This is a genomic window from Nonomuraea sp. NPDC052634 (assembly GCF_040678535.1).
Classification (GTDB): domain Bacteria; phylum Actinomycetota; class Actinomycetes; order Streptosporangiales; family Streptosporangiaceae; genus Nonomuraea; species Nonomuraea fastidiosa.
Genome location: NZ_JBFATY010000011.1, coordinates 229,206 through 240,338, shown reverse-complemented (window position 1 = coordinate 240,338; position 11,133 = coordinate 229,206). Strand labels below are relative to the sequence as shown.

At 70.3% G+C, this 11,133-nt stretch carries 9 protein-coding genes and 1 rRNA gene; 2 read left to right on the top strand and 8 right to left on the bottom strand.

Going from position 1 to position 11,133, the window contains the following annotated elements; genetic code table 11:
* Positions 1-88 (top strand): 5S ribosomal RNA (gene rrf, locus AB0K67_RS34165); the annotation flags it as partial.
* Between the two features lie 427 nt (positions 89-515).
* On the opposite strand, the gene AB0K67_RS34160 is transcribed toward rrf, so the two are convergent.
* The 3 genes from AB0K67_RS34160 to AB0K67_RS34150 all read right to left on the bottom strand — a co-directional run bounded on the left by AB0K67_RS34160 (position 516) and on the right by AB0K67_RS34150 (position 2,429).
* Positions 516-971, bottom strand: coding sequence for an NUDIX domain-containing protein (locus tag AB0K67_RS34160; protein WP_364068375.1), 456 nt, complete (start codon positions 969-971; stop codon positions 516-518).
* 72 nt (positions 972-1,043) lie between these two features.
* The gene (gene cpt, locus AB0K67_RS34155) at positions 1,044-1,580 is read right to left on the bottom strand and encodes a chloramphenicol phosphotransferase CPT (protein WP_364068373.1); all 537 of its coding nucleotides are present in this window, start codon (positions 1,578-1,580) and stop codon (positions 1,044-1,046) included.
* 84 nt (positions 1,581-1,664) lie between these two features.
* Entirely contained in the window at positions 1,665-2,429 is a 765-nt protein-coding gene (locus AB0K67_RS34150) for a PhzF family phenazine biosynthesis protein (protein ID WP_364068371.1), read from the bottom strand.
* 168 nt (positions 2,430-2,597) lie between these two features.
* Between AB0K67_RS34150 and sepF the strand changes: the two genes are divergently transcribed.
* On the top strand, positions 2,598-2,981 hold the full coding sequence (sepF, locus tag AB0K67_RS34145; protein WP_364068369.1) for a cell division protein SepF: 384 nt from the start codon (positions 2,598-2,600) through the stop codon (positions 2,979-2,981).
* 826 nt (positions 2,982-3,807) lie between these two features.
* Here the strand turns inward: sepF and AB0K67_RS34140 are convergent.
* The 5 genes from AB0K67_RS34140 to AB0K67_RS34120 all read right to left on the bottom strand — a co-directional run bounded on the left by AB0K67_RS34140 (position 3,808) and on the right by AB0K67_RS34120 (position 11,108).
* Positions 3,808-5,142: a hypothetical protein gene (locus tag AB0K67_RS34140; RefSeq protein ID WP_364068367.1), complete on the bottom strand. Its 1,335-nt coding sequence runs from the start codon at positions 5,140-5,142 to the stop codon at positions 3,808-3,810.
* 121 nt (positions 5,143-5,263) lie between these two features.
* Positions 5,264-6,991: an arginine--tRNA ligase gene (gene argS, locus AB0K67_RS34135; RefSeq protein WP_364068365.1), complete on the bottom strand. Its 1,728-nt coding sequence runs from the start codon at positions 6,989-6,991 to the stop codon at positions 5,264-5,266.
* The gene (locus AB0K67_RS34130) at positions 6,988-9,303 is read right to left on the bottom strand and encodes an HAD-IC family P-type ATPase (protein WP_364068363.1); all 2,316 of its coding nucleotides are present in this window, start codon (positions 9,301-9,303) and stop codon (positions 6,988-6,990) included. Before AB0K67_RS34130 ends, argS begins: the two co-directional genes overlap by 4 nt.
* A gap of 75 nt (positions 9,304-9,378) precedes the next feature.
* Complete coding sequence (gene plsX, locus AB0K67_RS34125) at positions 9,379-10,398, bottom strand: phosphate acyltransferase PlsX (RefSeq protein WP_364068361.1); 1,020 nt, start codon at positions 10,396-10,398, stop codon at positions 9,379-9,381.
* A 152-nt stretch (positions 10,399-10,550) separates the two neighbouring features.
* Positions 10,551-11,108, bottom strand: coding sequence for a DUF1707 domain-containing protein (locus AB0K67_RS34120; protein WP_364068359.1), 558 nt, complete (start codon positions 11,106-11,108; stop codon positions 10,551-10,553).
* Positions 11,109-11,133: the final 25 nt, after the last annotated feature.

Sequence of the window (11,133 nt, the reverse complement as noted above, 5' to 3'; positions counted from 1 at the left end):
CGGTTACATTCCGAACCCGGAAGTTAAGCTTCTCAGCGCCGATGGTACTGCACTCGGGAGGGTGTGGGAGAGTAGGTCACCGCCGGACAATCTTTCAATTGAGGGGTTCTGACACTTGTTTTGGGTGTTGGGGCCCCTCTTTTGCATGCCCGGATATTTTCCAGAGGCTCTGGAGCTCGTGAGGCCATGTCGTCGCCGGCCTAGAGCTCGCCAACAGCGCCTCCTGCCCCGCGTCTGAGGAGGTTGCGAGCGATCCGTCAAGCCGCCTCAGCGCGCATCTCTGTAGCCGCTCCTGCGCAGGCCGCACGACTCTGAGAATCATGGGCAGGCCGCACGACTTTGAGAATCATGGTCGGTAGACACCGAGAATCAGTCGTCAGCGGCTCTGCGTGAGCCGCACGGAGACGGCCCCCTTGCGTCGAAGGCGACGCGCCGATGAGGGCCGGTTCTACACCACTTGAGGGGACGTAACCGCGGATTCTCCGCCCAGATCCTGGTACCGGCGTGAGGCCGAGTCAATTTCCGGGGAGGGTGGGCCAGCCGTGGGTGCCTATGCCTTGGTTGCGGTGGTAGTGCCGGAGGCCGGCGATCGTGTACGGGACCGTGTTCTCCGGGAGGCGGTGGGCGGGGAACCATTCGACGGCGGCGCACTTATGCGGCTCGGCGTTGACGATGGTGCCGGTCCACTGCGTGGTGGCGAAGAAGAAGCCGATGCGGGGCTGTCCCTCGGGGTTGAGGTGGCGCAGAACGGTCGCCGGTCGCAGCGCGGCGGGGTCGACGTGGACGCCGACCTCTTCGCGGGTCTCCCGTACCGCGCAGTCGATGACGGTCTCGCCCTCCTCGAGATGCCCTGAGGGGAGGCAGAACCAGCCGTCCCGGTAGCCGGTTCCCTGGCGCAGGCAGAGGAGGACGTCGTCGCCTCGTTCGAGGATCACGTGGACGTCGACGGTGACCTGCTGGCGTTGCGGCATCAGGCGTCTCCTCCCCAGAGGCCGTGCGGTGCTCAGAGCATTGTCGGCTGCATACGGCCTGCCGGGGCGTCGTCAGGTGGTGACGTGGGCGGCGATGATTTTGGCGCACTCAAGGGACTCGGCGCGCGTGGTGTCCACCTCCAGGTCGTACATGACGCCCTTGTGGACGAGCTCTGCCTGCTGCGCGGCCATGCCGCGAGTGCGGTCGCCGCGGGCGAGCTCCCGGCCGGCCGCCACCTCTTTGTCGCACTTGATGCCCACCCACAGCACGTCGAGCCCGGCGAGGGCCTTCTGCCAGCGTTCCTGGGAGGCGGCACCGCCGAGGAAGACGTCGTCGATGATGATGTGGGCGCCGGCCCGGGCCATCGCGGCCACGCCCTCCGACCAGGCGCGGTCAAGGGCGGCGAACTCGGCCCCGACGTTCACCGTGCCGTCGGGACTGATGTCGAGCCCCTCCTCCGACGCCTGCAGCGCCGCAGGCAGCGCGTCCACCATGGTGTCCACCCCGAGGGCGAGCCACGGGGTGGGGAGGATGGCCTGGAGGCACCGTACGATGCCGGTCTTACCGGAGCTGGAACCGCCGTTGAGCACGATAACGTCTGTTGCCACCCGGCTACCCTAAAAGGCCGCCGGGGCGGTCCGAAACCGGTTTTCGGCAGCTCAGCACCACCGCACCCGGCCGGCGCTGCTTGTTCAGACGTGGAGGGTGCCGGACATCACCGTGACCGCCTGCCCCGCCAAGTGGACGCGGTCACCGGCGTGCGTGACGTGGATGATGCCGCCGCGCTTGGACAGCTGCGCCCCCACCAAAGACGTACGCCCGAGGCGCGCCGCCCAGTACGGCGCGAGCGCGCAATGAGCGGAGCCCGTCACCGGGTCTTCGGGGACGCCGACGTTCGGCGCGAAGAAACGGGAGACGAAGTCCGTGTCGGTGCCGAGGGCGGTGACGATGACGGCTCTCGCGTCCACCTCGGCCAGCGCCGCGATATCGGGCGTCAGGTCGCGTACGGTTTCCGCCGAGTCCAGCTCCACCAGCAGGTCGAGTCGGCTTTTTCCGACCCGGACCGGGGTGACGCCGAGCGCTTTCTCCAGGCCGGGTGGAACGGCGACAGGGGTCACGTCCTTGGCCGGGAAATCCATTGTGATCATGTCGTCGGGACGGCGATTCACGGTAAGGGTGCCGCTGGCGGTGCTGAATTCGAGCGGGCCCGTCGCGGCTCCGGTCGAATAGAGGACGTGCGCGGTGGCCAGCGTGGCGTGACCACACAGCGTCACCTCGACGGCCGGGGTGAACCAGCGCAGGGAATCTCCAAGCAGGAAAGCGGTCTCAGAGAGGTTCATCTCGGCCGCTACGCTCTGCATCCATCGATCAGTAACCGGAGAGTCCAGCAGGCAGACGGCGGCGGGATTACCCTTGAAAGCCGTGCCGGTGAAGGCGTCGACGGTGAACAGGCGCATGGGCCCGATGGTATACGGGGGGCGGATATCCAGCTGCAAGCGGGCTGCAAGCTGTACAAAATGGAATTAGGGCTGGGCGTGTCGCGTGGCGAATGCGGAATCGTCGGTTACCGTCCAATGTGTAGGGACGTGCCGATTACGGTGAGTTCCTGAGGAAAGGACAAGCCGATGGGGGCAGTGCACAAGGTGGTGAGCTACCTTGGATTGAGCGGGGTCGAGCACTACGACGAGGGCTACGAGTACGACGACCAGTACGAGGACGAGTACGTCCCGGCGACCGAGCGGGCAGCCCGCAGGTGGCGTGCGAATGTCGACTCGTCGCGCATCGTCATGGTGCAGCCGCTCAAGTACAACGACGCACCGGTGATCGGCCAGCATTTCCGTGACGGTCAGACGGTGATCATGGACGTCACGGCCATGTCGATGTCTGAGGCGACGCGGATGGTGGACTTCGCGGCCGGGCTGGTGTTCGGGTGCGAGGGGCGGATCGAGCGCATTGCGGAGCGGGTGTTCCTGCTCGCGCCGGCGCACGTGGAGATCGAGGTCACCTGACCGGGCCACACCGGTTCCTGCCGGTGGTTCCGCGCGCCGGGCCCGGCCGAGGTGGCCGGGTTTCTTTCCGGTGCCGTCATGAGGTCGTCTCGGTGTCGTGCGGATGCCGCGCGTGCGGGCTCGGGCCGTCGCCCTGGGGCGATGCCTTCTTCCTGGGTCGATGTCGTGCAGGGCCAGGCCGTCTTCCGGATCGATGCCGTGCGGGTCTCGGTAGTTCTCCGGGTTGATGTCGTTGCGGGTTTGGGCCGTCTCCCTCCCGGTCCCAGGCCGCCTGCCTTTCTCCTGTTTCTGCCGAGGGGCTCCTGGGCGCCTCGGTCATCACCCTTCGTGAGCGCTCGAGTGCGGAGCCAGGAGAACGACGTCACCGGCCTGCCGCGGAGCCTCGCAGCGAGCGGTAATCGGTGTGCGCCTGACGTGGGCGGCCCCCGTGATCTGCGCCTGACGCGGGTGTGAGTCGGTGTGCGCCTCACGCGGGTAGTTCTCGTGATCTGCGCCTGACGCGGGCGTGACTCGGTGTGCGCCCCATGCCGTTCGCCCTCGCGATATGTGCGCGACGCAGGCATGACTTGGTCTGTGCCCCACGCGGGCGGTCCTCGCGATCTGCAGCCGTCCAAGCGCCCGTGGGCGGCGTCTTGCGGCACCGCGACGAAGGTGGTGGCCGGCCGTGGGGCTCTCCCGCTGCGGCGCGGTGACAGTGGCGGGGCTCGGCGGCTCTCCTGCTGCGTCAGGCCGGTGGTCCGCTCCCGCCGTCACCCGCGCTGCGTCAGTGACGGTGACGCTCACGTGGCGGGTTGTACCAGGTGGTGGATGCCGGGCGTCAGGGCGGTCAGTGGGCGGCGCGGGGGCCGCGGCGGATGAGGCGGGTGAGCTCGGTGGCGTCTTCGGCGGCCTGCTTGGCGCGGGCCTCGGCCTCACGGGCGTACGCGTGCAGCGCCCACACCGCCCCTTCGGCCAGCTCACGAAGCTCGCTGACCTGCTTGTCGACGTAACGAGCATCCGCCTCGATCTTCTTGCGGCGCTGCCAGAGCCGCCAGCCGGCCAGACCGATCATGGCGACGGCCGCGGCGGCGAGCAGCAATTCGGCCACGACGGCGCCGACCAGGCAGGCCACGCCGAGGACGATGAGGACGATCGCGGCCCACGGCCGCCCGGGCGGCGTCATGCCCTCCGTGCGGATGGACTCCTCGGCCGCGGCCAGCGACGTCTGGTCGGGGCCCTCGGGACGCAGCCGGATGCGGTGGCCGAGCAGCGGCACGGTGAGCGTCTCGGGAGGCTCGAGGCGGCTGTCGGCCTCAAGCTCCTCGGCCGCGCCGCGCAGGATCGGGGCGGCCACGTGCAGCGCGATCGCCGCGAGGTGCGGGTCTGCGCCGGGACGCAGGTCGTCGAGCAGGTACGTGTGGAGCGAGGCCATCGGCCCCGCGGGCCCGCCCTGGCCGATGAGCGAGCGCAGCACGGCGAGCGGTTCGTCCTCGGCCCAGTTGGTGACGGGTTCGCCCGCGCTGTTGTCGAGCGGGGCGCCGGCGGTCTGATCGCCCTGCCGGGCGGAGGTGATCTCGGCGCAGCGGGCGCGCAGCCTGGCCAGGCGGGCGGCGGCCATGGCGGGCTTGGCCAGCTCGGGGATCTCCGCCATCTCGGGGAAGTCGGCCAGCGACGGCGGCACGACGACGGAGGGCTCACCGGGCACCAGCGCCTGGATCCACTGCTCGGCGTCGGCGTGGTCCTGGACGGCGAGCGCGTCGAGCTTGCGCAGCACGAAGATCTTGCCGGCGGGGCCGTACGCGCCTCTGGCGGCGGCCAGCCAGAGCGAGCGCTGGCCGTGGGTGACGGGCCGGTCGACCGACAGCTCGCCGAAGGCGGTGCCGAGCCACGAGGCGTGGATGCGGCTGCCCTGACCGGAGACGGCCAGGGCGAGGCAGAGGAAGAGCGCGGTCTGCTGCTGGTCGCGCCCGGCGGCCCGGCTCAGCGGCTCCATCGGGTCTTCGCCGGCGAGCAGCGCGACCAGCGCCTCGACGGCGGGCGGCAGCCAGTAGCCGGGTATGTCGCTGAAGCTCGGTGCGGCCGGTGGCGCGGTGCCCTTGGCGGCGAGGTGCGCGATCAGCGCCTCGGCATAGCGATGCAGCTCGGTCGCTGCTGGGGGGCTCGCAGTCAGGTCCGTGCTCAAGGCAGAGAACTCCCCGTTTCGGCCGCGGTTCATGACCGCGTAAAGCCTAGCCGTTGGGGCGCGCCAACCCGGTGGAGGCGCGCCCATGACGGTACGGGAGACTTTGAGCCAACGTGCCGGTTTACATGCGCTCGGGGACAGGGACACCGAGGAGGTTGAGCCCCGTCTCCATCACCCGCAGCGTCAGCGCGCACAGGGCGAGCCTGGAGGCCCGGGTCTCGGGGTCGACGCCTTCCTTGAGCACCGGGCACTGCTCGAAGAAGTCGGTGAAGGCGGAGGCGGTGGCGTAGAGGTACGCGCACAGCCGGTGGGGCTCGCTCAGCTCCGTGGCCTGCTCGACGACGGTGCCGAAGCCGAGCAGCTGCAGGGCGAGCGCCCGCTCGGGTGCGGCGCCCAGCCTGATGGGGCCGGTCGCGTCGTCGGGATCGAGGCCGCCCCTGCGGAAGATGGAGCGGATGCGGGCCTGGGCGTATTGCAGGTAGGGGCCGGTGTTGCCGGTGAAGGCCACCATGCGGTCGAGGTCGAAGACGTATTCGCTGTCGTGGCTGACCGACAGGTCGGCGTACTTCACCGCGGCCATGCCGACCGCCCGCGCGATCTCCTTGCGGGTCTCCTCGTCGTAGCCGCGCTCGGCGATCAGCGCGTACGCCTTGTCGACGGCCGACTGGAGCAGGTCCATCAGCTTGACCGACTCGCCGGAGCGGGTCTTGAAGCGGCGGCCGTCCTTGCCGAGCATCATGCCGATCTGGACGTGTTCGGCCGAGACGCTGTCGGGCAGCCAGCCGGCCATCTTGGCGGCGGCGAACACCATGCGGAAGTGCAGCGCCTGGTCGCTGCCGACGACGTAGAGGATGCGGTCGGCCTTGAGGTCGTGGACGCGGTAGCGGATGGCCGCCATGTCGGTGGTGGCGTAGCCGTAGCCGCCGTCGCTCTTTCTGATGATGAGCGGCAGCGGCTTGTCGTCGGGGCCGGTGAAGCCGGGCGGGAAGACGCAGAGCGCGCCCTCGCTGATCTTCGCGGTGCCGGACGCCTCAAGGTCGTCGCAGGTCTTCTGCAGCATGGGGTTGTACATGCTCTCGCCGGCGATGTCGGCGTCGGTGAGCGTGACGCCCAGCAGGTCGTAGACCTTGTTGAAGTAGCGCACGGTGGCGTCCATGAAGACGTGCCACAGGCGCAGCGTCTCGGGGTCGCCCGACTGGAGGGTGCCGACGCGCTTGCGGGCGCGGGCCTTGAAGTCGTCGTCGCTGTCGAACTTGGCGCGCGCCGCCTGGTAGAACTCCGTGCCCTGACCGGCTTCGAGCTGGGCGATGGCGGTCGGCTCGCCGATGTCGAGCAGGTGCTCGATGAGCATGCCGAACGGGGTGCCCCAGTCGCCGAGGTGGTTCTGCCTGATGACGGTGTTGCCCACGTGTTCGTGCAGGCGGGCCAGCGCGTCGCCGACGATGGTGGTGCGCAGGTGGCCGACGTGCATCTCCTTGGCCGCGTTGGGCGCGGAGTAGTCGATCACGACGGTCTGCGGCGGGGTGCTGAGGCCGACGCCGAGCCGCTTGTCGCCGAGCATCTCGTCGGCCTCGGACGCGATCCAGCCGTCGGCGAGCGTGATGTTGAGGAAGCCGGGGCCGCTGACCTCGACCGTGCCGGGGAAGTCGGACAGCTCCGCCTTGATCGCCTCGGCGACCTCCCGCGGGCTCCGTCGCAGGCGCTTGGCCAGGCTCATCGCGACGTTCGCCTGGAAGTCGGCGAACTGGGAGGGCCGGATCAGCGGGTCTGCGTCGGCGTACTCGGAGCCGAACGCGCGGCCCAGCGCCTGCTGGACGCGCTCGGTGAGCACTTTCTGCGGGTCGGTCATGGTCTAAGGGTACCGGCGAGCTTGACCGCCACGCTTATCGTTACCGCCGCCACGAGCGAGATGCCGACGGCGGTCAGAACGTCGCCGAGACCGCCCGGTTCGAGTGCGAAGAACTTCCTGACGAACGGCAGCGCGAACCCGGCCGCGAACAGCGCCGCCATGGCCGCGACCAGCACGCCGCGCCACCAGGTGAGCGGCCTGGCGATGAGCACGAGCACCCACCATGTGGTGAGGAAGAGCGTGATCACGGCGGCGGTCTGGTTCTCCAGCAGCGGGGCGGCGGCGTCGTGTGCGGCCCAGAACGTCGCCATCACCGCCAGCGCGCACAGCACCCCGGCCGGTACGGCGAAGCGCAGCACCCGGGCCACGAACCCGGGCTGTGAGCGTTCGAGTGTGGGCGCGAGCGCGAGGAAGATCGCGGGGATGCCGATGACCAGCAAGTTCGTCAGCGTCGAATGGCGGGGCGCGAACGGGAACGCGACGCCCGCCACGCCGACGAGCAGCGACAGCACGATCGCGTAGAAGGTCTTGGTGAGGAACAGGTTGGAGACGCGTTCGATGTTGGCGAGCACGCGGCGGCCCTCGCCGACGACGTGGGGCAGCGTGGCGAAGGTGTTGTCGAGCAGCACGACCTGCGCGACCGCCTTGGTGGCCGGACTGCCCGCGCCCATGGCGATGCCGAGGTCGGCGTCCTTGAGCGCGAGCACGTCGTTGACGCCGTCGCCGGTCATGGCGACGGTGTGGCCGCGGGCCTGCAGCGCGGTGACGAACTCGCGCTTCTGCTGCGGGGTGACGCGGCCGAAGACGGTGTGGGAGTCGAGCATCTCGCCGAGCGCGGCGGGGTCGTCGTGGGGGAGCGTACGGGCGTCCACCGCGTGTTCGGCGCCGGGGATGCCGAGGCCGGCGGCGATGGCCGAGACCGCGAGCGGGTTGTCGCCGGAGATGACCTTGACCGTGACGCCCTGTTCGGCGAAGTAGCGCAGGGTCTCGCGGGCGTCGGGCCTGATGCGCTGGCAGAACGTGACGAGCGCGACGGGCTCGACCACGGCGTGGCCGCGCTCGGCGGCATCCAGGCTGTCGGCGCGGCACAGCGCGAGGACCCGCGCGCCGGAGGCGGCCAGCTCGGCGGCCCTGTCGTAGGCGTCGCCGCCCTTGAGCAGCACGTCGGGCGCGCCGAGCAGCCAGGTGCCGCGCTCGCCGAAGTCGGCGCCGCTCCACTTGCGCGCCGAGGAGAACGGCACGGTGTCGCGGGCGGTCCAGCCGGCCGGCGGCGCGGGGTGGCGGGCCCTGATGGCCTCGGCGGTGGCGTTGGGCCGGGCGTCGAGGTGCGCCATGGCGGCCAGCGCTGGCTCGACCGGCTCGTCGTCGCGTACGGGCAGCACCTGGTCGAGGTCCATGCCGCCGGCGGTGAGCGTGCCGGTCTTGTCGAGGCAGAGCACATCGACCCTGGCCAGCCCCTCGATGGCGGGCAGCTCCTGGACCAGGCAGCGGCGCCGGCCGAGGCGTACGACGCCGACGGCGAACGCGATGGACGTCATCAGCACCAGCCCCTCGGGGATCATGGTGACGATGCCCGCGACCGCGCCGGTGATGGCGGTGCCCAGGTCGGCCGAGTTGTGCAGCTGGCTGTAGATCAGCAGGGCGCCGATCGGGACGACCAGCCAGGTGATGTACTTGATGAAGTCGGCCACGCCGGCGCGCAGCTCGGAGTGCGCGAGGTGGAAGCGGCTCGCCTCCTCGGCCAGCCGTACGGCGTAGGCGTCGGTGCCGACCCTGGTCGAGACGAACGCGCCGCTGCCCGCCACCGCGAAGCTGCCCGACAGCACCTGATCGCCCGGCCGCTTGTGCACGGGGTCGGCCTCGCCGGTCAGCAGCGACTCGTCGACCTCCAGGCCGTCGGATTCCACGACCTCGCCGTCCACCAGCAGCCGGTCGCCGGGGCCCAGCAGGATGAGGTCGCCGAGCACCACCTCGCGGGGGCTGATCAGGCGTTCCTCGCCGTCGCGGCGCACGCGTACGGGAGCCTCGTTGATGACCGCGAGCCGGTCGAGCGTGCGCTTGGCGCGCACCTCCTGGACGATGCCGATCAGCGCGTTGGCCACGATGACCAGCCCGAACAGGCCGTCCTGCCACTCGCCGAAGATCAGGATCAGCGCCCAGAGCACGCCGATGACGAGGTTGAACCGGGTCAGCACGTTCGCCCTGAGGATGGCGCTCAGCGACCTGCTGGAACGCCGCGGCACGTGGTTGGCCTTGGCCCTCGCTACCTGGGCGGATGTGAGCCCGTGGACCACCGAGGTGAGCCCGTCCACATAACCCCCCGTTTCTGTGGATCGGTGACACACCCTAAAGGGTCGGCACCCTTCCTCGGGGGTGACTTCGCCCTATTACCACAATCGATGCGGCCGGCCCGTCGCCGACATCCGCTCGCCGATGGCGGGCACGATGCCGGCGGCCGCCAGGTCGGCGGCGAGCCGGCAGGCGGCGCTGATGCCCTGGGCCTTGGAGGCGCCGTGGGCGATGACCACAGTACCGTTCAGCCCGAGCAGCACCGCACCGCCGTAGGCCTCGGCATCGAGTCGGCGGCGCAGCTCGCGGATGCGGGAGCGTTGCAGCGCCGCGCCCAGCCTGGCCAGCCGGCTGTCGCCGATGGCCTCGCGCAGCTCGGTGAAGGCGTAGCGGACGGCGCCCTCCATGGTCTTCAGCGCGACGTTGCCGGTGAAGCCGTCGGAGGCGATGACATCGACCTTGCCGGTCAGCAGGTCGTGGCCCTCGACGTTGCCGGCGAAGTTCACGCCGGGCGCGGCCTGGAGCAGCTCGTGGGCGCGCCTGACGACCTTGTTGCCCTTCTCCGCCTCGCTGCCGATCGTGAGCAGGCCCACCCTGGGCTCGGCGACGCCGTGGGCGAGCTCGGCGTACGTGGTGCCGAGCTGGGCGAACTGCACCAGCATCTCCGGTTTGGCCTCGGCGTTGGCGCCGGCGTCCACGAGCACGGTCGGGGTGGGCTGTGTGGGGAGCGAGACGGCGATGGCGGGCCTGAGCACGCCCTGCTGGCCCTTGAGCCGCAGCCTGCCGGTGGCGACGACGCCGGCGGTGGACCCTGCGGAGACGACCGCTGCGGCGTCGCCGCGGCGGACGAGGTGGCAGGCGATCGCGATGCTGGAGCGGGGGCGGCGCAGGCTGGCCAGCGCGCCCTCGTCCATGGCCAGGGCCTCCTCGGCCCGGACGATCGGGATCTCCTTGGTGGCGTCGTGGTCGGCGAGCGCCTCGTACAGCACGCGGGGCGAGCCGACGAGCACGACGGGCAGGCCGCGCTCGCGTACGGCGTGCACGGCCCCCGCCACGATCTCGTGCGGGGCGTGGTCGCCGCCCATGGCGTCGAGCGCGATCGGCCTGGTGTCTGACAAATGGTCACCTCGTACGGCTTCGAGCCCGCCGTCACGGCATGGGCCGGTGGGCGGGCTCGGATGTCCGCACCGCAGGCAAGGCAGCTGCCAGGTTAACCGGCAGGTAGGCCCTCATGGTGCCCGGCCGGGGGCGTTCCACTCGCACGTCGAGGCTAGTGCAGGTTCCAGTCGTCCTTTCCGCGCGTGACGATCACCTTGGAGAACGCCGAGGAACCGGTCAGCCTGATCAGCGGGCCGTCGCCGCGGTCGCCCGCGTTCACGTTGCGCTTGCCGAAGATCGAGCTGCCCTCGTCGATGACGTGGGCGTCGGCGGGCACCCTGACGATGACCTTGCTGAAATGCGCCCTGGTCTCGAGGGTGATCTCGCGGCCGGGCAGCACGGCGTCGGACAGATCGATGATGAGCGCGCCGAAGCCGGCCGAGAGCGTGAGGTGCCGGGAGGCCACCCACCGGCCCTTGCGGACGATCTTGCTGAAGGTGGAGTTGATGACCTGCTTCTCGATGGTCGAGGGCACCCCGGAGGCGGACACGTCGGGCAGGTCGCGGGTGAGGGGGACGAGCTCGCCGACGGTCTTGGCGTTGTACGCCAGGTCCAGGCGGTCGGCGTGCTCGACGCTGGTGAGTCTTCCTGTGGCGAGCGCCTCGGACAGGATGGCGGCCACGCGGTCGCGGTCGGCGTCTGAGGCGCGGAGCTCTGGATCCTGGGTCACGATAAGTCAGTCTATGCCGGATCGC

Bases quoted from the DNA above. Each gene is read 5' to 3' on its own strand.
- AB0K67_RS34160 (WP_364068375.1), bottom strand. From the start codon at position 971: ATGCCGCAACGCCAGCAGGTCACCGTCGACGTCCACGTGATCCTCGAA.
- AB0K67_RS34150 (WP_364068371.1), bottom strand. From the start codon at position 2,429: ATGCGCCTGTTCACCGTCGACGCCTTCACCGGCACGGCTTTCAAGGGT.
- sepF (WP_364068369.1), top strand. From the start codon at position 2,598: ATGGGGGCAGTGCACAAGGTGGTGAGCTACCTTGGATTGAGCGGGGTC.
- argS (WP_364068365.1), bottom strand. From the start codon at position 6,991: ATGACCGACCCGCAGAAAGTGCTCACCGAGCGCGTCCAGCAGGCGCTG.